This window comes from Acidianus brierleyi, from assembly GCF_003201835.2.
In the GTDB taxonomy this organism is placed as follows: Archaea; Thermoproteota; Thermoprotei_A; order Sulfolobales; family Sulfolobaceae; genus Aramenus; species Aramenus brierleyi.
Genome location: NZ_CP029289.2, coordinates 766,238 through 791,874, shown reverse-complemented (window position 1 = coordinate 791,874; position 25,637 = coordinate 766,238). Strand labels below are relative to the sequence as shown.

24 protein-coding genes and 2 pseudogenes are annotated in these 25,637 nt (G+C 31.2%); 13 read left to right on the top strand and 13 right to left on the bottom strand.

What is annotated here, in order from left to right; genetic code table 11:
• Positions 1 to 3 precede the first annotated feature (3 nt).
• A complete protein-coding gene (locus DFR85_RS19980; protein WP_110269809.1) occupies positions 4 to 1,038 on the bottom strand; it encodes a MupG family TIM beta-alpha barrel fold protein in 1,035 nt (344 codons plus the stop codon).
• Between the two features lie 123 nt (positions 1,039 to 1,161).
• Here DFR85_RS19980 and DFR85_RS19975 point away from each other — a divergent pair, with 123 nt between their 5' ends.
• The 4 genes from DFR85_RS19975 (at position 1,162) to bgaS (ending at position 8,471) form a co-directional block, all read left to right on the top strand.
• Positions 1,162 to 3,132: an ABC transporter substrate-binding protein gene (locus DFR85_RS19975; RefSeq protein ID WP_246252998.1), complete on the top strand. Its 1,971-nt coding sequence runs from the start codon at positions 1,162 to 1,164 to the stop codon at positions 3,130 to 3,132.
• Between the two features lie 72 nt (positions 3,133 to 3,204).
• The gene (locus DFR85_RS19970) at positions 3,205 to 4,332 is read left to right on the top strand and encodes a hypothetical protein (RefSeq protein ID WP_110269807.1); all 1,128 of its coding nucleotides are present in this window, start codon (positions 3,205 to 3,207) and stop codon (positions 4,330 to 4,332) included.
• 31 nt (positions 4,333 to 4,363) lie between these two features.
• Positions 4,364 to 6,946, top strand: coding sequence for a GH116 family glycosyl hydrolase (locus DFR85_RS19965; protein WP_110269806.1), 2,583 nt, complete (start codon positions 4,364 to 4,366; stop codon positions 6,944 to 6,946).
• A gap of 67 nt (positions 6,947 to 7,013) precedes the next feature.
• Positions 7,014 to 8,471, top strand: coding sequence for a beta-galactosidase BgaS (gene bgaS / locus DFR85_RS19960; protein WP_168367110.1), 1,458 nt, complete (start codon positions 7,014 to 7,016; stop codon positions 8,469 to 8,471).
• A gap of 28 nt (positions 8,472 to 8,499) precedes the next feature.
• Here bgaS and DFR85_RS31795 read toward each other — a convergent pair whose 3' ends face one another.
• The 4 genes and pseudogenes from DFR85_RS31795 to DFR85_RS19950 all read right to left on the bottom strand — a co-directional run bounded on the left by DFR85_RS31795 (position 8,500) and on the right by DFR85_RS19950 (position 11,817).
• A complete protein-coding gene (locus DFR85_RS31795) occupies positions 8,500 to 9,345 on the bottom strand; it encodes an ATP-binding protein (protein ID WP_246253060.1) in 846 nt (281 codons plus the stop codon).
• 3 nt (positions 9,346 to 9,348) lie between these two features.
• Positions 9,349 to 9,468, bottom strand: a pseudogene (locus tag DFR85_RS32120) (AAA family ATPase); the annotation flags it as partial.
• Positions 9,425 to 9,808, bottom strand: a complete 384-nt coding sequence (locus DFR85_RS31790) for an AAA family ATPase (RefSeq protein WP_281351068.1) — start codon at positions 9,806 to 9,808, stop codon at positions 9,425 to 9,427. The pseudogene DFR85_RS32120 and the gene DFR85_RS31790, both read right to left, overlap by 44 nt.
• A gap of 71 nt (positions 9,809 to 9,879) precedes the next feature.
• On the bottom strand, positions 9,880 to 11,817 hold the full coding sequence (locus tag DFR85_RS19950; protein WP_168367109.1) for a Sip1-related alpha-galactosidase: 1,938 nt from the start codon (positions 11,815 to 11,817) through the stop codon (positions 9,880 to 9,882).
• A 178-nt stretch (positions 11,818 to 11,995) separates the two neighbouring features.
• Here DFR85_RS19950 and DFR85_RS19945 point away from each other — a divergent pair, with 178 nt between their 5' ends.
• From DFR85_RS19945 to DFR85_RS19930, 4 genes are all read left to right on the top strand, one after another.
• Positions 11,996 to 13,414, top strand: coding sequence for an AAA family ATPase (locus DFR85_RS19945; protein WP_168367108.1), 1,419 nt, complete (start codon positions 11,996 to 11,998; stop codon positions 13,412 to 13,414).
• The gene (locus tag DFR85_RS19940; protein ID WP_168367107.1) at positions 13,398 to 14,066 is read left to right on the top strand and encodes a hypothetical protein; all 669 of its coding nucleotides are present in this window, start codon (positions 13,398 to 13,400) and stop codon (positions 14,064 to 14,066) included. Before DFR85_RS19945 ends, DFR85_RS19940 begins: the two co-directional genes overlap by 17 nt.
• 551 nt (positions 14,067 to 14,617) lie before the next feature.
• Entirely contained in the window at positions 14,618 to 14,830 is a 213-nt protein-coding gene (locus DFR85_RS19935; RefSeq protein WP_110269801.1) for a hypothetical protein, read from the top strand.
• 82 nt (positions 14,831 to 14,912) lie between these two features.
• Complete coding sequence (locus tag DFR85_RS19930; RefSeq protein ID WP_246252997.1) at positions 14,913 to 15,413, top strand: PaREP1 family protein; 501 nt, start codon at positions 14,913 to 14,915, stop codon at positions 15,411 to 15,413.
• Between the two features lie 227 nt (positions 15,414 to 15,640).
• Here the strand turns inward: DFR85_RS19930 and DFR85_RS19920 are convergent.
• Positions 15,641 to 15,898: pseudogene (locus DFR85_RS19920) on the bottom strand (IS5/IS1182 family transposase); the annotation flags it as partial.
• 451 nt (positions 15,899 to 16,349) lie between these two features.
• On the opposite strand from DFR85_RS19920, the gene DFR85_RS19915 reads away from it, so the two are divergent.
• Complete coding sequence (locus DFR85_RS19915) at positions 16,350 to 17,225, top strand: hypothetical protein (RefSeq protein WP_110269800.1); 876 nt, start codon at positions 16,350 to 16,352, stop codon at positions 17,223 to 17,225.
• Between the two features lie 310 nt (positions 17,226 to 17,535).
• Here DFR85_RS19915 and DFR85_RS19910 read toward each other — a convergent pair whose 3' ends face one another.
• Positions 17,536 to 18,318 carry an aldo/keto reductase gene (locus tag DFR85_RS19910; RefSeq protein ID WP_110269799.1) on the bottom strand — a complete coding sequence of 261 codons (783 nt, stop codon included), beginning with the start codon at positions 18,316 to 18,318 and terminating at the stop codon, positions 17,536 to 17,538.
• Positions 18,319 to 18,587: 269 nt separating this feature from the next.
• On the opposite strand from DFR85_RS19910, the gene DFR85_RS19905 reads away from it, so the two are divergent.
• Together DFR85_RS19905 and DFR85_RS19900 are read left to right on the top strand one after the other, a co-directional pair.
• Positions 18,588 to 18,725: a hypothetical protein gene (locus DFR85_RS19905; protein ID WP_168367106.1), complete on the top strand. Its 138-nt coding sequence runs from the start codon at positions 18,588 to 18,590 to the stop codon at positions 18,723 to 18,725.
• A 56-nt stretch (positions 18,726 to 18,781) separates the two neighbouring features.
• On the top strand, positions 18,782 to 19,804 hold the full coding sequence (locus DFR85_RS19900; protein WP_110269798.1) for an AsnC family protein: 1,023 nt from the start codon (positions 18,782 to 18,784) through the stop codon (positions 19,802 to 19,804).
• Here DFR85_RS19900 and DFR85_RS19895 read toward each other — a convergent pair.
• From DFR85_RS19895 to DFR85_RS19880, 4 genes are all read right to left on the bottom strand, one after another.
• Positions 19,799 to 20,116 (bottom strand): helix-turn-helix transcriptional regulator, encoded by a 318-nt coding sequence (locus DFR85_RS19895; protein WP_110269797.1) that lies wholly within the window; start codon positions 20,114 to 20,116, stop codon positions 19,799 to 19,801. The genes DFR85_RS19900 and DFR85_RS19895 overlap by 6 nt on opposite strands.
• 131 nt (positions 20,117 to 20,247) lie before the next feature.
• Positions 20,248 to 20,778 (bottom strand): hypothetical protein, encoded by a 531-nt coding sequence (locus tag DFR85_RS19890; RefSeq protein WP_110269796.1) that lies wholly within the window; start codon positions 20,776 to 20,778, stop codon positions 20,248 to 20,250.
• Between the two features lie 227 nt (positions 20,779 to 21,005).
• Positions 21,006 to 21,332, bottom strand: coding sequence for a DsrE family protein (locus DFR85_RS19885; protein ID WP_110269795.1), 327 nt, complete (start codon positions 21,330 to 21,332; stop codon positions 21,006 to 21,008).
• Positions 21,332 to 21,685, bottom strand: coding sequence for a hypothetical protein (locus DFR85_RS19880; protein WP_110269794.1), 354 nt, complete (start codon positions 21,683 to 21,685; stop codon positions 21,332 to 21,334). Before DFR85_RS19880 ends, DFR85_RS19885 begins: the two co-directional genes overlap by 1 nt.
• Positions 21,686 to 22,404: 719 nt before the next feature.
• Between DFR85_RS19880 and DFR85_RS19875 the strand changes: the two genes are divergently transcribed.
• Both DFR85_RS19875 and DFR85_RS19870 read left to right on the top strand, forming a co-directional pair.
• Positions 22,405 to 22,797 (top strand): HEPN domain-containing protein, encoded by a 393-nt coding sequence (locus DFR85_RS19875; RefSeq protein WP_110269792.1) that lies wholly within the window; start codon positions 22,405 to 22,407, stop codon positions 22,795 to 22,797.
• On the top strand, positions 22,778 to 23,158 hold the full coding sequence (locus DFR85_RS19870) for a nucleotidyltransferase domain-containing protein (RefSeq protein WP_110269791.1): 381 nt from the start codon (positions 22,778 to 22,780) through the stop codon (positions 23,156 to 23,158). The genes DFR85_RS19875 and DFR85_RS19870 overlap by 20 nt, the downstream gene beginning before the upstream one ends.
• Positions 23,159 to 23,238: 80 nt before the next feature.
• On the opposite strand, the gene DFR85_RS19865 is transcribed toward DFR85_RS19870, so the two are convergent.
• On the bottom strand, positions 23,239 to 24,216 hold the full coding sequence (locus tag DFR85_RS19865; protein WP_110269790.1) for a hypothetical protein: 978 nt from the start codon (positions 24,214 to 24,216) through the stop codon (positions 23,239 to 23,241).
• 121 nt (positions 24,217 to 24,337) lie between these two features.
• A complete protein-coding gene (locus DFR85_RS19860; RefSeq protein WP_110269789.1) occupies positions 24,338 to 25,543 on the bottom strand; it encodes an RNA-guided endonuclease InsQ/TnpB family protein in 1,206 nt (401 codons plus the stop codon).
• Positions 25,544 to 25,637 lie beyond the last annotated feature (94 nt).

Sequence of the window (25,637 nt, the reverse complement as noted above, 5' to 3'; positions counted from 1 at the left end):
TTTTTATTTCATTCCTATTGGTATTAATTTTACATCAATTCTTTCTCCTATGTAATCTAGCATATCCATATCTTCGGGTAATACTTCGCCAATAACGTTAAATCTAGGATCTGCTTCTACTTCCTTCTTAAATATCCATACTTCTACTACATCTTTTCTTCCATTCATTACAGTGACAGCTCCCCTAAATCTCTTTACTATATTTCTTTGCTTTATACCGTTCTCAATAATTTGATTTAATGCCAAAGCATACTCTTTAACTCTGACATCAGAGAATCTTATATTGAACATTTTATTTTCCTCTTCAGTTAGCCCAGGGTATACTAGGACCCTAATTTTTGTATAATCTTTTGACTCTTTTACTTCTTTTAATTCTTCTTCAGTAGGGAAGGGATCTCCAATAATTACTCTATCAATATACCCAGAATTAAATAATATTGATGCAGATTTACCTGGATTTTTACCCCTTAACATTTCGACAGTAGTTCTTCCTTCAATTTCCCTAGGTGTAGGAATGAACGCAGCTACTGGTATTCCTCTTTCTTTAAATTCCTTTGATTTTCTTATCGCGTCTTCAAGAGACAAAGCAGTATATTTTATAGGATAAAAATCATGACTAGCCTTCAGTGATTCTATGTCTTTAACTTTCTTAACTACATAATCGAGTTTATCCAATGGAAAAATACTAGCGTTAAGCTCTATTTTTAATCCTAAATCGTTGTTTGCCATTTTAATTATATCTTCTATTGAGAATCCATAATCTGCCCTTAATCCACCTATTTTCAATTTTTTAAAAATCTCTAGATTACTTGGAGTAACTCCGAAACCTCTTAATATTTCTGGGTTTATATCAATAAAGAAATACATTCCGTATTTTTCCGCTATTTCGGCTATTTCTTTTATTCCATCTATATAATTTGGATCTACTCCAGACCAGATTTCGTTAAAGCCTAACTTACCAGCTTTTTCAGCAATTTCTTTTAACTCGTTTATTTTGTCCTTTCTCCACGCTTGAGAAAGAATACCTACAGATCTCATGAATATAGAGAATCATGTTAGATTAAATTATTTCTGGAATTTCGAACTTCACATAATATGTTAAAATATATTATTGAAAGAATCTAATGGCGTTAAAAGTTTAAATATAATTGTGGTTGAAGTTTGATTAGAATAAATATGAATACGCATATATTGTTAAAATATGCAACGTTAGGTATTATTTTAATATTATTGATACCAATGATAAATTCCGCTACCGTATTTGCTTCTTCAAGTTCCTCCAACACTCTCTACATTGGCTGGGTAACATCTCATCCATACACTAGCCTATCTACATTCAATCCGAATCTATTTGACGGTGGTATGGGAGGTTCATTTTATGGACTTATTTATAGCTATACGGCATTGCTGAACGTTTCTGATAACGGAATAATTCCTTGTTTAATATCAAACTGGAGTATATCTCCTGCTAACTGGGAACAAGTTTGGCAAAATGAGACTGTAAATGTTACTATAACTCTAAGAAATTCTGGATGGGCTAACGGTGCTCCAGTAACTGCTAACGATATATTAGCTACTTGTTTAATATTAGATATCTTAGGAGCACCTCCTTTCCCCAACTATACAGTAGTAAATAATCATACTATAGTAATCTCTCATCCTCCTGGGACAATGTCTCCATATTTATTACCATTCACTGAAATTTGTGCCATAGGTTTGGGAGAAGTTGCGCTAATAACAAGCTACCAAGAATACAAGCCATTAGTTCAACAAATAGAGAATAATTGGATTGCATTACAACATGATAATAAAACACTAATAAATCAGTTTAGAAAAGAATTACACAGCTATACACCATCAGGACCATTGTCAGCAAACTATAATGGACCTTACTATGTAGCTCAAATAACTCCTAGCGAAATAATACTTGACAAGAATCCGTATTATTTCGCAGCAAATAATGTGAAATTCAACCAAGTAGTTATATATCAATATTCTTCATCTTCCACAGCAGAATCTGGTATTTTATCTGGACAAGTTTCAATAGAATATAGCGCATTCATGTCACTTCCATCTACATTAATATCTAGCCTACCGTCATATTATAGAGTTGTCAATATACCTAATCCTGGAGGATGGGCGTTATACTTTAACTTTAAAGATCCATGGTTAGCTATGTTACCAGTAAGGCAGGCTATAGCTTATGTACTTAATAGAACATCAATTGCTCTAGCAGGAGGATCTAAATATTCTCCAGTTGCCATCCCTAATGGAATTCCTAACTTTACATACTATAGACAATACATTACTCCTGCAGTAGCTAATCTCAATCCATATTTAACTAATTTACAAGAGGCTACAAAATTACTTGAGAGTGCCGGATTTACGCTGAAGAACGGGCAATGGTACGCTCCTAATGGAAGTCCATTCACATTAAACATAATAGTTACAAACACTCCTGGGCCTGGCGAAACCAATATTCTAAATACGATAAAGGACGAGTTATCATCATTTGGCATACCTACTACATATTATATAGAAACTGTAGGAAAAGTTCAACTACAAGATTGGGCTACTGGTGATAATTATGATATTGCCTTCAACGCGTGGGGAGGATATTATCCTGTTACTGTAGACTGGTATCTCGAGGCAATGTATTTCAACGGAGTACCGTATAATGTGACGCAATGGGATGGCATAGTAAAGGCGCCTAATGGCACAATATACAATATATCAAAATTATATGGTGAAACGGTAGCTCCTAACTCAACTTCTCAGTTGACCTCTGCAAACGATGAGATGGCATATGCATTAAACTACTATCTACCTGCGTTGCCTTTAGTTTTACAATCTCAGCAAATAATAGTTAATACTAAAGATTTAGTAGCTCCTCCATCCAACTCTTGGTTCTGGGAAGAATACTTCTATGGAATAGGTGGAACTGCAATTAACCAACTAGGAATTACGGCAGATTATATGCAACCTATATCGATAATTACTACGCATCCACCAGTAACTACAACTACGACAACAACCCATCCGCCATCAATCAGTGCAGCGGCAATAGCTGGAATAGTTATAGTTGTTATTATAATAGTGGCAGCCGCAATATTCTTCTTGAGGAGAAGATAAACATTTTTTTAATTTTTTTCTATTATATATAAGGAGAAAAGCTTATTTTATTCTCAAAATAGCTAATGAACAATGAAGAAAAACTTTTTGATAGCTTCGTGGCTTTTTGGTTTGGGAAATAGTTTTTCCGCTCCCCTAATTGGCCTTTACATTTACATTAATTCTTCTATTTTTTATACGCTTGATTTCCTTATGATTAATTCCTTGTTCATATTAATTGGCTACATGGCTGTAGGATATTTGACTACGATATGGAAGAAATCTATAATATATTATAGGCTAGGTATATTTTTGTATATTGTTTTTTATATAACTTTGTTTATAATCAACGTTAATGCTCCTAAGGTTATTGATTTCATAGGAGCATTATACGGTATCGCACAAGGGTTTTATTGGTCAGGATGGGATATATTATTTTATAATACTCCGAAAAAACTAAACTTCTTCAATAAATCGGCATATTTAGGATTTATAACAAGCGTAGTAGCACCAGGTGTTTACGGCTCTCTTTTATCTATATTTCATGGAAACGGTTATGAAATTCTATTTACTATAACTTCTTTCTTTTTACTATTAAGTGTATTGCTTGTTGAAAATATAGAAGTAGATTCTTTTAAATTTGATATTAGGAAATCAATTTCTGTATTTAATGAGAATAAAATATATAAAAACTCCATGACATCGTTAGCTATAATAAGCGGAGTAAATTACATTCTAGGAAATTTGAATACTATACTTATTTACAGTATAGCTAAGACTTATTTTAATTTCATGATAATAAACTATTTAATGACTGCATTATCTATTTTTTCAATATATATACTAAGAGATAGGTTAGTAAATAGAATTAAACCATATAAGCTAGTTCTTACAGGATCAATAATCATAGGAATTTCCAGTTTATTCATAATATCTGGAGTTCCTTTAATTTATCTTGCAAGCTTCAATATAGCTTCACCATTAATCTACCCTGTAATTGATGTATTTAATTGGAATAATATGGATAGAAGATTTTTGACAAGTTACTTGGTAAATAGGCAAATATTTCTAAATTTAGGAAGAATTCTATCCTCAGTGACTGAAATATTTCTAGCTAACCTATCTACTGGAGAAGAAATAATCCCACTACTTCCAGTAGTTGTTATTGCGTCATTAATATTTGCTAGGAGTAATTCTAAAGAGGAAGTTATTGAAGCGTAAATCTTTTATGTTAAGTTCTTTACTAAACTACATGAAATATTCGTATTCTTATAACCTTGATTCTGGAATTACGTTAGGAGGAATAGGCTCCGGATCTATAGAAATAAGAGCGGATGGAAGGTTTTATGATTGGACAATTTTCAATAATGGAGGATACGCAGAGAGACAAGACATAAGATATGTGTATTACATAGATGAAATGGATAGCTTTATTGTAGCTAGGCAAAAGAAAGATAAGGTAAAAGTAAGAGTACTTCAAGCTTATGATTACTATTTTGGTGGAAGTCCATATACATTACCTTGGCTTAGACCAGTTAAACAAGTAGAATTTAATGGAGAACCACCAATAGCTTATCTAAATTTCATCGACGACTTTAAGTTGTCAATGAAAGCTTTTTCACCATTTATTCCTTTAGATTTAAAGAATTCATCTCTTCCAGTAGCTATTTTGAAACTTAATTCAGACGAAGTTACCGATTTTATGTTGGGTATTAAAAATCCATTCCCTAATGGTGATGTAGAATTTAAAAATAGTACGCTTATCTTTAGTGGTAAAATAGATTCTAATGATCCAAGATATAATGGTAATTTATGCGTAAGAGTTATTGGAGAGAATACTTTTGGTAGATATCTTGAAAAAACTCCAATAATTGAATATGAATTGTGGAATAAGTTCAGAGAAGAAGGAAGATTAGAAACTAAATCAGGGAAAGGTAATTACGGTCTGATAGGAGGAAAAGGTAAGAACGTAATTTTTATCTTATCTTGGTATTTCCCTAATCATGTATTAAGTAATGGAGAGAAAATTGGTCATTTCTATGAAAATTATTTTAAAAATTGTGAGGAAGTAGCAGATTATGTCCAGTCTAAAATGGACTATTTAGAATCCAAGACTACTCTTTTCCATGATTTGCTTTATAATGTAAAGGGAATAGAAAGCTGGATAGCCGATTTAATAGGTTCACAACTTACTACGTTAATAAAATCTACTTGGTTAAGCAGGGAAGGATTCTTCGGAATCTGGGAAGGATATTTTAATACGGCAGATAAAAGAAAACATGACGAATATGCTCTACCACCTAATTTCCCATATAGTGATGGACCTATGCATACAGCATTAAATACAATTGATGTCCTTACTTATTCCATTTATACTATCCTTAATCTATTCCCTGACCTAGCTAAAAAATTAATTTTACAATTTAAAGATAAAACAATTAAGGAAGGAAGTCCAGAACATGTGATTTATTCGCTAGCCTTTAACGAAAATAGACAAAAATTCTTAGAAAAGATATCGAAGGATCCATCTATTCCTACTGACTATGAAAAACTGTCTTCTACTATAAATGAAATAGTTAAGGAGACAGGAAAAGATCCAAAAGGAAGAGTACCCCACTTTTTTACTGATACGTTAAAGGTTGACGAATATCATAGAGCTGACTTAAATCCGGAATTTACTCTAATGTGGTACTTAATAGCGAAAATGACTGGAGATAAAGATTTTCTTAATAACATTTTCCCAGAAGCTAAAGAAGCATTAGAATCTACAATGAGAACACAAAGTTTAGACGGATTAATTTACCATACACTTCCAGCAGGATTAGAATGGCTAAGATACGTAAATTCAATGTTTAATTTACCTAGAGGAGATACAAACATTTCACATATTTTAGGCAAAGATACTATACCATTATCTATTCAAACGTACGATGATTGGAGTATGATAGGTATAACCTCTTTAACGTCAATACAATGGATAGCTTCTCTTCAAGCTTTTAATGAAGCATCTAAGATCCTTAATGTTAACGATAAATATGATTATGAGCAATCAGTAAAGAAATTGTTAGAGTACTTATGGAATGGAGAATACTTTGATCTTTGGTACGATCCAATCTCAAACTTTAGGGATAAGGCATGCAATGCGTCCCAGCTTTTGGGACACTGGTATTCTACTCTATTAGGTTCAAGATTTTTGGATGACAGTGTAGTTAAGAGTTCATTAAAAGCAATAATAAAATATAATTTAAAAGACGAAGAGGGTCTTATTAATGGTGCATACCCGGATGGATATAGACCTTTAAAAGGAAAATATCAAAATCCTCTTAATTTGCCTGCTACTACTCAAGTTGATACTCCTTGGTCTGGAGTTGAATTTTACGTAGTGTCTCATTTAATCTATGAGAAGATGTTAAAGGAGGCTGAAGAAGTACTTAAAAATATCTATGATAGGTACAAATTAGCTGGAAATTTCTGGAATCATTTAGAGTGGGGTTCCCATTATTTGAGACCTTTATCTTCAATGACTATTATCCCTGCTTATCAAGGATTAAGATACGATGGATTTACATCTACTTTAACTATAGATCCTGCAGTAGACGAATTAATATGGATAATATTCCTGCCTACTGGTTGGGGAAAAATGGAAATAAACAAGGATAAAATTAACATAAGACTTTATCACGGTATGCTCTCCTTATCTAAATTGAAATTACCAAAGATACCAAGAAAAATAATAGTAAATAATGAGGAGATAAATTATACTTCCGATACCGAGATAAAGTTGAGTAAAGAAATAATATTACAGGAAAACGATTTCTTAGAGATACATTTTTAATTTTTTTAAAGTAAATATCTTCTTTTATAATAGAAATTCTTATATACCTAAATTTTACGGTATAGTTATGATTCGATTTCCTAAAGATTTTGTTTTTGGTTGGTCTCAAAGTGGTTTTCAAACTGAAATGGGACTAAAGGGAAGCGAAGATCCAAATAGTGACTGGTTTGTATGGGTACATGATAAAGAGAATATTTCTTCAGGATTGGTAAGCGGTGATCTTCCAGAGAATGGGCCTGCTTACTGGCATAATTACAAAGTATTTCATGATAATGCTGAAAGAATGGGACTTAAAATCTACAGAGCTGGAATAGAATGGTCTAGAATATTTCCTAAATCAACATTTGAAGTTAATGTAGATACAGAAATTAATGGTAATAAAATAACTTATGTCGATATTAAAGAGAGGAATCTAGAGGAGCTTGATAAGATTGCCAATAAGGAAGCAGTAGAGCATTATAGAGAAATATTCAAAGATATTAAAAATAGAGGAATAAAATTAATTCTCAATCTTTATCACTGGCCCTTACCTTTATGGCTTCATGATCCCATAGCAATAAGAAAAGGCGAAAAAACAGAGAAAAGCGGTTGGCTAAATAAGAGAACTGTAATAGAATTTGCTAAGTTTTCTGCATATGTAGCTTGGAAATTTTCTGATTTAGTAGATATATATTCTACTATGAACGAACCAAATGTTTACCATAATAACGGCTATGTCGGAGTTAAAAGCGGATTCCCTCCAGCTTATCTAAATTCTGAATATTCCGAAATAGTAAGATACAACTTAATTCAAGCTCATGCAAGAGCTTACGATTTAATAAAGAGATATAATGGGATTATAGGAATGATTTACGGCAATACTGCATTTGTTCCTTTTAGTGAAAAGGATAAGGAAGCTGCAGAAAAGGCAGAATATAATGCTAGATGGATATTTTTTGATGCAATAACTTCTGGGAAAATAGGTAATGAAGTTAGAGAAGATCTAAAAAATAAATTAGATTGGATAGGAGTAAATTACTATAGCAGAGTTGTTGTCAGATCCACGGGTGATGGTTATAAATATATGCCAGGCTATGGCGGTCTATGTGAAAAAGATTCTATAAGCTTAGATGGCAGGCCTTGTAGTGACGTGGGATGGGAATTTTATCCAGAAGGGCTTCGCGATGTAATAGAACATTATTGGAATAGGTACAAATTACCTATTTATGTTACCGAAAACGGCATTGCTGATGAAGGAGACTATTTGAGACCTTATTATCTTGTAACTCACATTTACCAAGTTTACAGAGCTATTCAAGCAGGAATAGACGTTAGAGGATACTTACACTGGTCATTGGCTGATAATTACGAGTGGGCATTAGGATTTAGTAAAAAATTCGGATTACTTCAAGTAGATTATGATACTAAAAAGCTCTATTGGAGACCTTCAGCGTTTATTTATAAGGAAATCGCTGAAAATAATGGAATAACTGATAGAATAGAACACCTTAATAGAGTTCCTCCAATTAATCAGTTAAGAAGATAGGCTTATTCAAAGTATTATTTTGTAATTTTTATTCTAGATACGTTTTTAATATTTCACTCAAGAAAAATTTATAGGCATGAATAATTTTAATTCCTTCTACTTCCCTCTCTTCTCCTCTATATATTACTATTATTCCATTATTTACGCCCATTTTTTCCATGAATTTCTTTAACGCTTTAAATTCTCTTTGAAAAGTATCTTCTTCACTTAGATCGTAAACTACTTGAATAGGTAATATCCTATCATTATTAACTACGACAAGGTCAACTTCCACGTTATCATACCAGTAATATGTCTCCATTCTCTTTGTCAAAGAGTATTTATATAAGAACTGTGCAACTAAAGATTCAAATAGTCTTCCTCTGGAAATTTTAGGATTAAATATCTTAGTAAATCCATTGTCAATAACGTGAACCTTTCTAGGAGAATTCTCGATAGTTTTTATAGATAATGAATAATTATTTAAAAAGAAAATTAAATATACCTTCTCTAAATATGATGAATACCTTTCTACTGTTTTTACTGGAATTTTTAGAAATTTTGAAATGCTATTGTAAGTTATCCTTGTTGAAGTAGATGAGATGTAAAATTTTGCTAAAGCTCTAATTTTTCCCTCATCTCTAATCTTATATCTACCTATAACGTCCTTTAGAATTATAGTATCAAAATGACTTGAAATTAGTTCGTTTGAAATATCAGTATGAAGTACTATGTCTGGAAATCCTCCATTACTCATTAAATTTTCAATTCCCTTATTAATTTCTTTCATATTCTTGATAATGTCAAGGTTATCATCAAAATTTATACTATTGAATTTTAAATATTCTTTAAGATCCAATGGAAATACTCTAACTTCTACGTGTCTTCCCGACAATAGTGTAGTAAATTCTGAACTTAATAGTTTAGCTGAGGAACCTGTTACAATTATCTTATTTCCTTTTTCTGATAATCCTCTAGTAAATCTTTCCCATCCTACTACTTCCTGTGCTTCGTCTATAACTAATAGGAGAATTAGAGTTAGCTTTAATGTTATTTAAATATAGATCAAAAATTCGTAAAAGTAACTCATAATCTGGATTAATTAGCCTTTCATCGTCAAGTTTTATAATAAGTGTATCCTTTGGATCAATTCCTCGATTTATTAATTCTTCTATAACTTGTAACGAAATTATTGATTTACCGCTCCTTCTTATTCCTGATATTGCTATGATATTTATACCTTTCAATAAATTGACTATATAATTAACATATTCATTTCTTTTTATCCAATTTTTTCTACTTAGATTACCCCAGAAATTCCAATCCGATATTATGGACATTAATTCGTTGTCATCCATCTAGTATATATTATACGCTAGAATTATAAAAGCTTGTCACAAGTGACAAGTAAATTCATAAAAAGTTTGTCTTATATGACAAAGTCTATTTTAGTACCCTCTCTAACTTTAACCTCCTTAACTTCGTCGTTAAGAATAATTAGAGTACCAGAAGCTAGCGTTTGCCCATCTTTCATCGTGGAAGGAGGTAACAAATATTCCTTCAACCCAATTGGCGTACCTTTCTTACCTAGAACTATAATCTCAGATTCCATTTCCCCTAAATCTATCTTAAGGTCTTCCAAGTATCCATGTTCCTCCTTGATGACCTTATAATACATCATAGATTTATCAACGGTATAAGGAAGATCCTCAGCCCTTAATGTGTCCACTATTCTTTTTCCATCTTTATTAACATTTACTGCAGCAATTACTGGAATTCCATTTGCCTTTGATGCAATCTTAAGTAGTTTATCTTCTACAAAGGGATTTGAAAAAATTATATCCTTGGTAATTAAACCTGGATAATCAACAGTAAGCAATTTTCCAGATATCATAGCCTTATTGAGAAGTTCAACATTTGTTTTCTCTGGATCTTTATCTGTAATATAAACCGGACCTCCACTAAAAATTCTCATTATCAGATGAGATAAGGCATAAGGATCATAACTTACAAACATATCGTAATCTGGATAAACTATGTTGCTAAAGAATAGAGAATTGTATGCATTGAAAAGAAGATGAAGCTTTCCAGCATCTTTCCAGTTAGGTATATAATCGTTAGAAGTTCTCATAACGTTACTTATGGAATAGTTTGTATAGCATTCAGGAACCATGGACATACAATTTAATATATCAAGATCATTAACATACCCAGAAAATTGAAGTGCTGTCTGAATATTTTCTGTTAAAGTATAAAGCTTTCTCAATACCCACTGATTATCCACTTTTATGAAAGAAAATCCATCGGCCTTTAGTTTCTGATGAAATTTAATGTAAGCTTTTAATGCCTTATTAACGTCTTGCGGCAACTGATATGAATTATCTACTTTTTCTCCTTCGCTTAAATCGTTTTTAACGTTTTCACTAAAACCGTTCCAATAAAGGTTGATAGTGTGCCATAATCCTACGTCTTCTATTCCTAAATCCTTTATACGCTTTACATCAAACCCTTTAGGGAATTTCTTCTTGTCAGGGTCAAGAGAATCTAACGCTCTTTTATCGTTAAGTTCCTGCCATCCATCGTCAATAATAACATAACCTAATTTTACTCCTCTTTTAATTATGCCTTCTATCACACTAACCATTTTTTCCTCATTTAAGTTAGTAAGAAAAGCGTTCCATGAACACCAACCCAATTTACCTAAAATCAAAGGTTTTTTCTTATCATCTCTAAACTTGACATTACTCCATTTACTCATTTCATGAAATGCCCTTGAGATAGATTCATAAGGATTTTCTCCTTCTCCTATAAATAAGTTCCATGAAACTTTACCTGAATTATATGATCCTTCCAACAGTATTTTATTTCCCTTTAAAGAGGAAAATATTCCATTACTACTATTTACTAAATAAGTAGTATATTTTTCTCCTTTTATAAGTAGAGCAATTGTAGGATAAATTATATCTTTAACGTCCTTTGATACGTAAGAATAACTCCAACACGGAGTGATCTTGTTAATTTCCTTATAATTTTCATACTCTCTAATTACTGGATATTCTATTCTCTCAGGCTCTTTAGCTTCAGTTTTACCATAAGTATAAATTTCGTTATAATATTTATATCCAGAACTATAATTAACTAAAGGCGAGATAGTTAAAGCTAAGAAATCTCCCTTAGGAATATCTATAGTCAACTCCGCAAAATTAAAAGAAGAAAAAGATTGTATTCCTATTCTTTCCTTAAAGTTAAGAACAAGAAAATTGCTTCCACAAGCATCATATTCAAAATAATTTTCAGATTTATGTAATAATGAAGGTTTACAATTATTTTCCTTGAAAATTACTTTATCTAAAGATATGTTCTGCATCACTTGATACTTCGTCTAACGCTTAAAACTTTTTATATATGGTGGATTTTTTACTTATAAGAATAATCCTTCTTCTGACTTTAAATATCAAAGCGTCTTTAATGTTAGTCAAATTTACGATAAAGATTTAGATCCAAATTAAGGTAAGCATTTAATTTTTAGAACACAAAGTATCTCAATGGAGATAGCAACATTCAAAGGTGAACAATGGTCGTGGTTTAAAGCTACTAAGAGTAGAGGAAAGTTAATTATAAGTGACAAGGAGTTAGTTGAATGGTTATACTCTCATGGTAGTTCAAGTTACCTAATATTTGGTACTGACATAATTCCTTCATGTTTATGGGACTCTAAATCCAATTCACCGTTACTCATCTTTGATTATATAAATAGAGGTGGTACTATAATTTGGGCCGGAGATGTTCCTTTCTTATACAAAGGTTCTAAACAAGTTACTGGAATTGATATCTTTAATACTGAAATTTTGCCTTCTGAAGTCGATACAAAAAATACTTTAGTAGGTAATCTTTTAGAATATCCTAGGAATAAAGGTCTTAGACCTATAAACAATATTTCTGATATTATTCCTATTTCAGTGACTTCTGAAGGAAAACCTACAGCCTGGATACTAAAAAAGGGAAACGGATACTTTATAAGACTTTTTGATATAGGTGAAGTAAACGAGGACTATCTCTTTTCTTTTCCAGAGAAATTTGAAGAACTAAAGAAGACCTTTGCAATAAAACTTAATGTTAGAAACTTGGAAGATTTAGTGCTGAAATTTGACAAAATGAATGTAATAATAGGTGATAATGCTGCTGGAAAAACAACAATATTGGAAGCAATCTCTTTGTTTAGCAATAATAATATTTCAATAGATGGAATAACATACTCAAGAAATTTATTACAAACAAATTTCGATGACGCTCTTGCAATGATTATAAGTAAGAATTATGGAAGAACCTTTACTGTAGAATACATTAACGATATGAAATATTTTATAGCGAAAAGTAGACTTTATCGTGTAAGCTCAGATATCATTTTCATTAATTCTAGAAGACTCACAGAATATGAGAAATACGTGATAAGTAATTGGGAAAATATCTTTAACAAAAGAAAAGAACTGAGTCTTCTCCTAAAGACTATAGATAAATCGTTTAGAAATGTTTTAAATGAACCTTTTAACGGAGTTCAACAGTTGATGATAGAAAAAGAAGACAGCAGTGTAATAAGGCTAGATGATTTAGGAGAAGGAATAAAGAATCTCATAGTTTTAATTTTACTTTATTCTATTTATTCACCTAAAATACTATTAATAGATGATATGGAGGCCATGGGATTATATGTCAATAAATTGGAAATACTTATGAATTTTCTTTTAAAAATAATTGAACAAGACGGAGTTAAAATATTAGTTACTACGCAATCTTTCGACGTATTATACAGTCTTGTGAAAGCTGGAGCCAAGGTTTTCATTATGGGCTCTGGGAAAATATATGAAATGAATAATGACGAAGCTAAGGTAAGAATAGAGTCTAATGAGGATCCTAGGCTAATTTCACAGAGCTTAGAGGAGATTCTAAGTGAAGGTAAGCAATAAGCTTGAAAATCCGATGAGTAAGGTGATTATTAGACTAATTGTAACTAACGGTAATACGTCAAAAAGTAGAGACATAATACTTTTAAAAAAGATAGCCGAGAAAGTAAATGGAATTAGTAAGTTCTTATTGTATCAAACTGTTTTTATACAACCTAAATATTCAGCTATTAAAGAACAAATTTCACCTACTGGTAGTCTTAAAGCTACGTTTAGAGCGATAAAATATATAGACGAGAAAGAAGGCAAAATAATTAAAGCGTACTTAATAATAGCAGATATAGAACACAAGGAAGAAATGGAAAATGCAATAAAAGAATTTGGATTTGAAAATTTTCTCAAGTTGGATAATGGAACGGTTATACTTAAAAATAGTAATCACAAATTAATAATTTTAGTTTTCTTAGGAGAAAAGTTATGTCTAGAGGAACAAATACTACTTTACTTAAGAAATACTAACGAAATAAAAGACCTAGATAAGCTGAACGAGATTAAAAATTGCAATGAAATAAAAGGTATCATAAAGAAAAATAATGAAGTAAGAAGATATTTTAGTAACTTTGAAGATACTTTAGAATATCTGATTAAAAAATTGAATAAAAATTTTTTTCCTCAAATATGGGAAGCAATGGAGTTTATAGAAAAATATTGTTAGCATTTATTTCGTTCATTAGTATTTTCGAAAAATTCTTAGACTAGGGTTTAAATGTAAATCCTTATAAGCTATAAACTTTCTGAAAGCGCTAATATTTAGTTTGGATAAAAATTTCCTAAAAAGGTCTTAAGAGCTACTTCCCATCATGTGAACTCCTTCGGCTCTTCAAGCCATCGCCTAGCCATGTTAGAGGCGAAGCATGTGGAGCCTACCACGCCCTAACCAGTAGACCCAAAATCATTTTACAAATATGAATTCAATACTAAATCTCATATTTTTTTCTTCATAAGGAACATATTTCATTATACTTATAATCAGGAGCATTAAGAACAATGTATTAAATAATCAATGTAAATAAAACGGATTCTATCATACGCATCTCATCATTTTCTAATATTATAATAATATTTCTTAGTTTACTTTCAGAAAATAAAAGATCTAATATAACACTTAAAAATTCCCTAAAAAATATTGCAAAATCAATTATCTAATTACATTAAATTCACATAAATAACTAATAACAAATAAAAATTATTTTTACTAATAAGATTTTGGGTCTACCGAAACCTTACGGTGATTTAATAGTTGAAATAGAAGGCAAAAAGGAAATTGTAAAGACTGAAAAAATTAATGCAGTAAAAGAAGAAATAAAGGGATTTCTTAATTCAATAATTCAAGATAAAGAAGTTCCAATGGATCCTCAAATTGCATTAAGGGATTTAAGAGCTGTTAGGGACATTTATAGAAGTTGCGGAGAATTCTAAAAACTACATAGTTTTTTATGATAGTCTAAAATTTTTGTATAATTTTGAGCTAATCATTAAATACTAATGGAAAAAGCTAATAATGAAGAAGCAAAAAATGGAAAACAATAGTATGTCGCTAGACGAGGTAATTAAGAAATTGGAGAAAAAAGGTATTAATGTCACAGAAGCCTTGCTCGACATTTTGAGTAAGGAAGATCCAGAGGAGAGCAGTAAAGAAAGGATAAATTTAGCTGAAAAATACATGAAAGAGAGTGAAGATTACATAGAAAAAGGTGATGCAGTTCAAGCATCGGAAAAGGCTTACAAGGTTGCTGAAGAGATCGTAAAAGCTTTAGCTGAAAAATTTAGGACTGAGGAATATGAAGAATTCCTGAAAGAAGGAAGATGGTATACTTACTTACTAGGTAAGGCAAGTAAATCGCTTTCTAAAAAGCTTGGTTATTGGATTTTAGATGGCTGGAATGCAGGTTACGATTTGCACGTATGGGGATTTCACGAGAGGAAGTATTCCATAGAAGACATTAAGGTTTCTTTAAAGAAGATAGAAGAAATGCTTATGGAATCAAAGAAAATAGTATAAGTGATACAGTTTAATTAGTATTTTTCATCAAAATTCCTATTGACGAAAATGAAATTATACGATAGAAACTTACTAGGACTACTAATAAGAGAGGATATGAATAGTCTCCTTAATAAATATTAACGTTCAGCTTGCTTTGTGGGTTCGTTCAATATATTTCATTAGAATGATACAGCAAAAATATGCTTTCTGTAGAAAATAATAGATCTTTCCAAGATTTTACTATACTACTTCTTGACCTCAACTCCCTTAGCTCGACCAACAACAAGGTTGGCCATGTCATCCAAGCATAAGCCAAACTAGCTTAGCCTCAACAACTTGACCAGCAAAACTCGTAGCCCTAACAGACTCACCAAATGCTTAACAGCAGAGAACAAGGACTCAACCAACCACCTTAACTAACCCTTCCTATCACGCCAACGTTCATAACCCAACTTCTTGAACTCGCGCACAGCCTTACGCCTAGCAGGATGACCACGCCTAGTACGGTAGACCCAAAATCTAATTAGTAAAAATAATTTTTATTTGTTATTAGTGGTTCGTAACGATTTAATGTAATTAGTTAGATAATTATATGATAATTTTTATAAATTTCTAAGTACCATATTAGATTTTTTATATTTCCACACAATTAACTGAGAAATATTATTATAATATTAGAAAATGATGAGATGCGTATGATAGAATCTGTTTTATTTACATTGATTATTTAATACATTATTCTTAATGCTCTTGATTATGAGTATAATGAAGTATGTTCCTTTACTTATGAAGAAAAAATATGAGGTTTAATGTTGAATTTGTATTTTTAAAATGATTTTGGGTCTACCGTTACGGATGGAGTCTTCCTCCACCTTGAACCCCTTGTTAAGATAAACATTTATTTAAGCCATTAGTCTTGGAAAAATTTTTATTTCTAATCCTCTTTTTATCTCTATGGATAGGAAAATAGTTATAGCAATAATTTCCATTTTAATCCTTTCAGTTGTATACGTAGAATTAACTTTACATCCTTTACAAGTTAATGAAACACTGCCTTCTAATAAATCATCAACTTTACAATATTCTCAAGATAATGAAATATCTCCTCCAATTTCAATAGATTTAGCTAAAAATTATTATTATGTAACGTATAATTCTTCACTGAAACTATTCATGGAGTGTCCTTACGCCAATACTTATTTTGTAGAAAGCGACAATTTATTAGCTTCAATAGCATTGAAATATCTTAATCTATCCTATCCTGTCTTTAGTAACATTAAAGGAAATCTAACACTGAGTCCTTATCTAGTCCTTATTGGTGTTCATAATTTTTCTTGGAATTTTAGAGATCCAGTAAATGATAAAATTTGGAAAAACATCTACATAACTAACTTCACTAACAAATCTATGTCATACCTCTCATGGTATGAATTCGCCGATTTATCATTCCTATATTCAATTTATCTTATGGAAAATGGTAACTATACTGCAATGAAAGTCTTTTCAATTACTATGAAAGATTTCTGGAACGGATACGGTTTCGTAGACGAATCGTTTAATGGAGTATACTCATCGTACAAAATAGCTTTAGCTATAATAGCTTGGAAATATATCTACGCCCATAATGAAACCTTTGCATTAAAATACCTTAAAGATATAGAAGAAATGTATAATGTAGCATCTCATTTACAGTCACCAATAGGAGGATATTTCACGGGTTACACTGTAATTAATAATACTATAATGCCACAAGGAAACGTTAATACTGAAACGACATCATTATTCGTTATAGCCTTTCTAATGAATCCGGAAATAATTAAAGGGAATTAAAATTAGAAATCTACAGTATTTTAAGGATATTTTTACCTTAAATACATTAATGATTCTGCGCGTAGAAAATACTTTTCTAATATTTCGTTAAATATAGAACACTTTATTTTTGACATAAAAATATAAAATTTTGGACTAACATAATTCTACCAAATTCTCCTATAACTAGTACTCAAAATATAATTGAATTACAGATTTTTTACTATAGACCAAGTAGTAATGACTTATAACAACCAAATATTACAAACAATTTTAAAAGATAAATTATTAAATCAAAATCGGAAAAATGTCAACAGTAAAATATTAACATTCATTTAAGAGCTTCAATGTCCTTTTTATCTAATTGAAAATTCCAAGAAGAAACTATTTCATCTACATGTTCAGGCTTAGAAGCTTTTGGTATAGGTATAGATCTCCTTATGAGGTAATTTAACGCTATCTGTGCAGGGGTTCTTCCATATTTTTTAGCTAGATCTATTACCCTTTTATCGGAGAGTACTCTTCCCTGAGCTAATGGAGAGTAAGCTATAACCTTAATTCCATTACTTTCACAATACGGAATAACGTCCTTTTCAGGCTCTAAATGATGAAGATTATATTCTATTTCATTAGCCTCAATTTTGTAAAAACTCTGAGCCTCCTTCATTAATTCAACTGAAAAATTACTAACTCCAACGCATCTTACTATCCCTTCGTTAACAAGTTTTTCCATAGCTCTCATTGTCTCTTCAATTTCAACTTCAGGATTAGGCCAATGAATTAAATAGAGATCAATATATTCACTGTTTAGCCTTTTTAAACTCGCCTTTACAGATTCTATAACGTCGTGAAATTTTAAGTGTGAAGGCCAAACCTTAGTTATTATTATAATTTTCTCTCTATCAAAATCCTTTATTGCCCTCCCAACTAATTCTTCAGTGTGTCCTCCACCGTACATTTCAGCAGTATCTATAACGTTAATTCCCTTCTCGATAGCGTATTTTATTATAGAAACATATAAGTCGTCTTTAGAATAATCTGGAGTCCAATATCCTCCACCCATTTTCCATGTCCCCAAACCTACTGGACTTGCTTCCTTACCACATAGTTTCATACTTTAAACTTGCATGCATTTATTTATATTTATGTCGTTGATAAAGATAATAAGGAATTAAAGTGAGGAATGAAAGTCTTATAATAATTGGAATATCATAATACCGTCCATAAAATTGAAAAGTATAGTAAAAATTTTTAAGAGTACTACACATGAAAAAGGGGGATATTTAAAAAGTTTTAAAGTTTAAAATTATGAATTTTAGATTTTTTTCATGATACTTATAAAAAACTTTTCTTTGCTTTAGCATGTCATATATTTGAAGAAAAATGATGTTAGAACCAATCAAATTAAACCTCTTTATAAAGTTAAGCATAATAGGAGCAGGACTAGCTCTAGCAGCATTAGGAATGTCACACGTCTTAGTTCATGCAGGAGAAGAAAGTAACGCGTACGAAGGTGTATGAAAAGTTATCAATTATCGGATAACAGTGTTTTTTAATATGTTCAACAAATTTTGGCTGTGCAATTGCTTCAATATAGAAATGAATTTTCAAAGCTTCTTTATTACATTCAGCGATTTGGTGATCTTAATCCTTCCATAATAGGAGCAATATCTGGAATTAAAAATTCTCAAAAACTCATTTCAGAATTAAAGTCTAAGTATACCTTTAGAGCTTATCCCGTCATTAGAGAAAGTATACTTGGTTTGAAAAAATATGTTGCAACATTATATTTTAAAAAATATATTTCGTTGAAAGATATTAATTATATCTTTGACGGTACTTTGAATTACGCAATGAGAGATTTACTGAAACCTAATGTTTTGAACTTATCAATATACTATAATTCCAATGTCAATTTTATCCGGGTATTAGAGAATTTGATAGATCAAGGTTTAATATATTATTACGAGTTAAATAAAGTAGAAGATATTTCAATTTATCCCTTTGACTATTCTCAGTTTAACTATGATTTAAAAGAATTCGAAGGAATTGGAGAAAATGAGATAGTTCCCTTTGAGCTAGTTGATTTGTCAGATGATTTTAAACCTGACTATTACGATATAGTAATTTTAGGAAAGAAACAAGCAAGAACTGATTTTTCATTAAAGGACATATCTTCATTTCTTAAGATACCATTTAAAGAGGCATTAAAACATTATCAAAGTCACGTTATAGGTAAAGGTCTTATATCAGCCTATATCGTAATGTTAACAATTCCAGATTATAGGTTAATAGTGAAATTTAGGGATGAAGATGTTTTAAATTACCTTACCAGAATTCCAGAATTTTATTCGGCATTTAAGTTGGATGACGATAGTTATATTGGTCATATACGTGGAAGAAACTCCACGCTAATAAAATATTTAGAGTTCATATCTGAAGCTAGAAGGAAATTTGACGATGATATAACTGTGAATATTCATCCTGCAGATAAGGACCATATTTATACTGCCTCAATTCCTTATGAGCATTATGAAAATGGAAAGTGGGAATTTAATCCAGAAGTTATGATTATGAGGGCTGAAAAGATAGCTTCATGATTTTTCTTTTAATAAATATACGTTTTCTCCATTTTCTCTTTTTATTGTAATATATCCTTCTTTGACTAGTTTTTGAACTGCTCTATATGCTGTAGATTTAGGTAGTCCTGTATATTTTATTACTTCTGAAAGATTTCTTGCTCCTTCTTTTATAGCTTCCAGTACTTTATTATCTCTTTCATTAAGTCCTTCTGTTATTATTATGTCATTAGCTTTTGTTTCTTTTTTAGATCTCTTCTCCATTAAATCTTTAGTAATTAGGAAAGCTATTCCTCCTAATGTGACGTCGAAGGCTATTAGCAGTGCTAACATACACTACTTTAAAATTTCTCAATATTTATTTTTTAGTATCAAGTAACTTGATGAAATATCGAATTTTATTTTTAATAAAAAAATTCTTACTATGAATTATTTACCAGATTATTCTTCAAGTAGATAAAAAATTAGTATTGATAGTATACTGCCAGTATTGGATTATCATAGCTTATTGTTTCTGGATATGGTAATACTTGGTATCTAATACTAACTTCAACATTATATGTTCCAGGGTTTAAGTATATAGTAACGTTATTAGGATAATTTATACCGTTACCGTCTATTATATGATATTTCATTTGTGCTGTACCATTTAGTATACTAATAGTTATATTGAACCAAGTAAATACGTTTTGAATTACAGAATTATTTAGAACAGTTATAGAATATACGCCTGCCTGTCTTATAGTCATTGAAGTGGATTCAGTATAATTATTAAACTCATTAGGATATATAGTGCCAAGATCTATATTAGCAGTATATACTTCAGATGGATTATTTTCTACATTGAACTGTAGGTTTGCTAGATATCCAGTTAGCTCTTCTGCTGCTAGTGCAGTTGTAGCTACTAGAACCCCTACTATGAGGGGTACTAAAATATTTTTATTCATTGATATTAAGTTAAAATGAAGTTTCTTATAAAGAACACTTTTTCCCAATAAAAACTCTTTTAAAAATTTTCTATAATGAAACTTGTGAAACTGCCGTTTCATAGTAATTTAACCATAATTAATGTAAATATTTTTAACATAATTTTTCTAATTTGTCTTTTTAACAATTTATCTATATACAAATATGTTCATATTACTTTCTAATTTGATTTTAATTATTTTCTAAATATTAATTTAATCATAATATAACTATTATTCTAAAAAGTTATTAGATACTAAATAGTTATTATTAAGTCTGCATCACCTACTGCGGAATAGAAATCTGGAAAACAGCCTATCTTCGCTTCATCAATTAGGGAGTTAGCTAAGTTCCTCATATAAGTACACTGGTCGCAAGCTTGCAAATATATTCCTTTCTCATGAAGTTTTCTCAATCTTTCAGCAGTGTCAGTATTCTTTGTTAGCATGTATACGTTATCATGAACAAAGAATATTCCTTTAACTTCTACGTTATGTCTCCCTTCCTCTAATTGAGGAATTACCATATTCACTAGGATATATTGTGCTAAATTGGTTAACGCAATATACGCTACTTTCTTCATTAAATAACCCTCGTAAAAATTTCATAAACCAAATTTTTTACATCTTCTGTTATTTTGTATCCTTTAATTTTGGATAATTTTTCTATAGCTTCTTTAGCGTTTTTCACTTCACCATTGTTTATCCATTCGCAAAGTGCTTCTAAAGCTATTTTTGTAGTAAAGCAGGAGGGAGAATAGTATCTTAAATCAATTTTTTCTCCTTCTTTTTTCCAAAATATTTGGACATTACCTTTTTGTGTTTTTATTACTTCGTATTTGTATCCTTCTAGGTTTCTTCCTACATATTTTTGACTCATTAGGAAATCTGAGGCTGATTCTCTTTTTGGATTACAACAATCATCAAATTTTTTCATTTAGGGTCACCCTAAATATTACTTTAAGGTATAAAAACTTTTCTTAAAATAGTTTAATAAATCTTTTATTTTAGTTAAAAAATCAATTCAATAAGTATAGAGAATAGGAAAGGGATATAATTAATGTGTATTTTAGCTAGTTTAACTAAAAGCTTTCCAATAGCCTAAGTGTTTTATTTTAATTTTCTTGATCTTCTAAAAGTATTGCTAATACGTTAGGTTAATTTAGGTATTTCTTTAGATTTAGTGTATCTCTTTCTATAAGTTTTTCTTTTTCAAATTTTCTCTCTAACCTAGTTCTCCGATCTAAAAGGACTTGTTTTATTTCATCCACTAGAGAATATTCTCCTTCAGTCAAATAAACTTTTTTAGTATACTGAAGAATTCTTACGTAAAACTTAGCAGTATACTGAATAAGGAAAAAATGAATAAAAAAATGAATATAGGTATATTTAAAAATTAATAATTCGTTTTGTGTTTTTAATTTAAGAGTATTCATATTAGATTTAGAAATAATCAAAAGACTCTCTTCAAGTCTCAAAGTCAGGTAAAACTTCTTTCAAGAGCTTACGAACTACATCATAAAATGACTTCTTTACATTTAGAGCAGAGAAGTTTAGACTAAGGAAATAAGAACACTATATAATCGAGTTCTGCACAGAAGTGTTAAGAGCTTCTCTGTATTAACTTAATAATCTCTCAAGTTATGATATTATCTAGTGGTAAGCAGATATTATGATTGGCTAAGACAAGCAGAGAGAAACCTTAAGTCTGCAGAAATTAACTTTGAGAATGGACTTTATGAAGAAACTTGCTATGAAGCGCAGCAAGTTGCAGAAAAATCTGTTAAATCTTTGTTAAATTATTTTCATAAAGAAATGAGAGGACATTCTATTACTTTTCTTTTACAATCTTTATCTATTTCTGTTCCAGAAGAGGTATTAAAATGTGCACAAGAACTCGATAAGAATTATATTCCATCTCGCTACCCTGACGCATACGATCAAGGTGCTCCAGTAGATTATTATAGTAAAGACGATGCAATGTCTTGTTTGAATTGTGGTAAGAAAATCTTAACATGGGTGAAGGGTATTGTTGGAGCAACTGTGTAGCGCATATTCTAAGTTTAATCCAAAAATAGTTGTTCTCTTTGGCTCTTATGCTAGGGGAGATTATACCGATCAAAGCGATATTGATGTGCTGATAGTTTCTGATGTTTTCCCACGTGATCCTAGAGAAGGTTTTGCTATGGCTTATAACATAGAATATCCTAAAGTTATGCCTGTGGCTATGAATACTCAGGTTTTTCTAAAGAAATTAGAAGAAGGTTCTACGTTCATTTTAGAAATTATTGAGGACGGAAAAATATTATGCGGTGACGAGGTATTTATGAAAGGAGTTCTTGAAAAATATAATGAAGTTAGGAAAAGATTTAAGAGAAAAGGAAAAGTATGGGAGCGAATTCAATTATAGAATTTTCTAAAAAATACTAAAAATTGTATACTTAATATGAAGTGACCTTTTATGACGCGTTGGCGTTGAACTAGATATGATTATTTAATTTTTCTGGTTTTGAAGTAGAAGAAAATAGATGAAAGAGAAACTACAAATATTATAATAACAGATGATTGTATAATTCCTATATATTGCGTGACGTAACCTACGAGAAATATTATTACGATTAATTTGCTTACTAATTCTCTTAAACTCTCTATAGATATAAGGTATCCTGCATATTCTGACGGAATTGAAGTATTGAATATGGAGCCAATATATGCTGAAGAAGCACCTTGAACTATGCTAGTTATAAAATATCCTATAAAGAAAAGATATGCAGGAAATTTAAACAGAATAATAGGCAGAACGATCAAATATAGACTAAGAGAAATTAGTAAAAATAAAAAGTAATTAGAAATTTTATTTTTAATAATATTAATAATTTTATTTAAAAACAATGAATTTGTAACGCTTACAAGTATAAGCATAATATTTAATATAGCATAAAATTCGTATAGATATTGAGAATTTTTGAATATTGCAAAGAAAAATAAATCCGTTCCGTAAGTAAAAATTAAAATAAATATAGATATAAATACTACATAAAAATATCGTGCGTTAGTTTTAATGATCTCCATGTATTTCCTAAAGGCCTCTCTCGTAAGTTTCATACTGGAGAATTTTTGATTTTTCTGTACATTTAATCTCAATAATACTGTATGAGAAATTAGATAATATATTCCGCCTAAGAAAAATAAAAATGAAAGGACTCTTATACCGTACTCTTCAACCAAGAAAGATAAAAGAGATACTAGACCTAGAGAAACAAGATCTCTTATTTCTCTAAATTGAGAAAGTGAAACGTAACCGTCTTCGTTTAACTTATCTTTATAAGTAAGGTAAAGGAATATTCCATCAAGTGAGGAAATTATATATAATGTAATTGTAAGAAATAAAATTAATAATAATGATAAAATTGTTATCTTATAGAAGAGGAAAGTCTCAAAGACGGAAATTAAGAAAAAAGCAATCATAAATAAAATTCATGCACCTCGAACGTTACGTATATGATCTATAATGAACGCTATAGATTGATGAATTAATGGGACATATGATAGGAGAGAGATAATTATTGACGCTGTGAACTACCGCGCCCTAACGGACGTGGCTTCCTGCTTCAAAGCCGAGGCTTGCCAAAGGTAGAGGTCTCAGCTCCACAGGCACTAAGGGTCGTTCCGACCCCGATCTTCTCAGTATGTTGAGGGAAGCATTATAATCACGATCAACGACCCAACCGCACTTGGGACAGACAAACACACGATCAGCCAACGTCAAATCTTTCTTAACATGCCCGCACCTAGCACAAGTCATTGAAGTAAAAGCAGGATCCACTAGAGTAAGTTTCTTACCGTACTTCCCAAGTTGATACTCCATGATACTCCTAAGCTCATGAATAGCAACATCGTGTAACCTCATCCTCAGCCTTCTGAGAGACTTACCAACAAGTTGCTTAACGCGAATGTCCTCCATTACGAGAACATCATAATGCTCAGCAAAATACTTACCAAGTTTCATGTACATGTCCTTCCTAAGGTTCTTCAAGTGTTCGTGAGCCCTCGCTAGACGAATCTTTGCCTTAAACCAGTTGTGTGACAAGAACTTCTTCCGTGAGAGAGCTTTATGAAGCTTCTTCATCTTGTTGAGTGCCTTCTCATAAGGCCTCTGGTTGGGGACATATTCCCCGTCAGAGGTAGTGAGAAGTTTCTCTACACCAACATCCACAGCAACAACTTTGTTTGTCTTGGGGAGTTGAGGATACTCTTGATCCACAACGAACGTGACGTAAACTCTCCCTGATGGTGTTAACTTGATTACTACCCTCTTTACTTTTTCCAGTGGGAAGTCCCTATGAACAATAACGTTGAAGATCCCTAGGTTTGACAGCTGAAGCGTTATTACCTTCTTCTTGTTCTTCTTGCTCTTCGTCCTTATTTCTCTCACCTTCAGGACTTTCCAACCTGATTGAGGGTAGACGAGGGAGTACCACTTGTGTGCTTTCTTTTCCTTTGGGTAACGTGCTAACCCATCGAAGAACCTCTGTCTAGCGTCGTAGAAGCGGTCTGCAATTTGTTGGACAGTTTGTGAGTAAAGTTGTTTGTATTGCCCATCCTGTTTTCTCAGGTCAAGAGCTAGTTGCCTCAACTCCGTCTTAGTGAGTCCTTTTCCATCTCTTTCATGAAAATACGCATCTGCCCAACGTAGGGTGTTGTATACTTCTGACGCTAACCTCAACTGGGCTTTTAACGCCCTCAATGTTTGTTCGTCAGCGTAAGCTCTGAAGCGTAACCCTACGTCAGACATTAATAGAATATTTGAAAAATACGCATTTAAATGTAACTACAAAGGGGGCTATCCATCTCCACCCTTACGGATGGAGTCTTCCGCCCCCTTTGAA

Bases quoted from the DNA above. Each gene is read 5' to 3' on its own strand.
- DFR85_RS19970 (WP_110269807.1), top strand. From the start codon at position 3,205: ATGAAGAAAAACTTTTTGATAGCTTCGTGGCTTTTTGGTTTGGGAAAT.
- DFR85_RS19980 (WP_110269809.1), bottom strand. From the start codon at position 1,038: ATGAGATCTGTAGGTATTCTTTCTCAAGCGTGGAGAAAGGACAAAATA.
- DFR85_RS19965 (WP_110269806.1), top strand. From the start codon at position 4,364: ATGAAATATTCGTATTCTTATAACCTTGATTCTGGAATTACGTTAGGA.
- DFR85_RS19915 (WP_110269800.1), top strand. From the start codon at position 16,350: ATGGATAGGAAAATAGTTATAGCAATAATTTCCATTTTAATCCTTTCA.
- DFR85_RS19865 (WP_110269790.1), bottom strand. From the start codon at position 24,216: ATGATTGCTTTTTTCTTAATTTCCGTCTTTGAGACTTTCCTCTTCTAT.
- DFR85_RS19930 (WP_246252997.1), top strand. From the start codon at position 14,913: ATGAAGAAGCAAAAAATGGAAAACAATAGTATGTCGCTAGACGAGGTA.
- DFR85_RS19895 (WP_110269797.1), bottom strand. From the start codon at position 20,116: ATGTTAGCACTGCTAATAGCCTTCGACGTCACATTAGGAGGAATAGCT.
- DFR85_RS19910 (WP_110269799.1), bottom strand. From the start codon at position 18,318: ATGAAACTATGTGGTAAGGAAGCAAGTCCAGTAGGTTTGGGGACATGG.
- DFR85_RS19860 (WP_110269789.1), bottom strand. From the start codon at position 25,543: ATGTCTGACGTAGGGTTACGCTTCAGAGCTTACGCTGACGAACAAACA.
- bgaS (WP_168367110.1), top strand. From the start codon at position 7,014: ATGATTCGATTTCCTAAAGATTTTGTTTTTGGTTGGTCTCAAAGTGGT.
- DFR85_RS31790 (WP_281351068.1), bottom strand. From the start codon at position 9,808: ATGGATGACAACGAATTAATGTCCATAATATCGGATTGGAATTTCTGG.
- DFR85_RS19885 (WP_110269795.1), bottom strand. From the start codon at position 21,332: ATGAAGAAAGTAGCGTATATTGCGTTAACCAATTTAGCACAATATATC.
- DFR85_RS19880 (WP_110269794.1), bottom strand. From the start codon at position 21,685: ATGAAAAAATTTGATGATTGTTGTAATCCAAAAAGAGAATCAGCCTCA.
- DFR85_RS19950 (WP_168367109.1), bottom strand. From the start codon at position 11,817: ATGCAGAACATATCTTTAGATAAAGTAATTTTCAAGGAAAATAATTGT.
- DFR85_RS19945 (WP_168367108.1), top strand. From the start codon at position 11,996: ATGGAGATAGCAACATTCAAAGGTGAACAATGGTCGTGGTTTAAAGCT.
- DFR85_RS19905 (WP_168367106.1), top strand. From the start codon at position 18,588: ATGATGTTAGAACCAATCAAATTAAACCTCTTTATAAAGTTAAGCATA.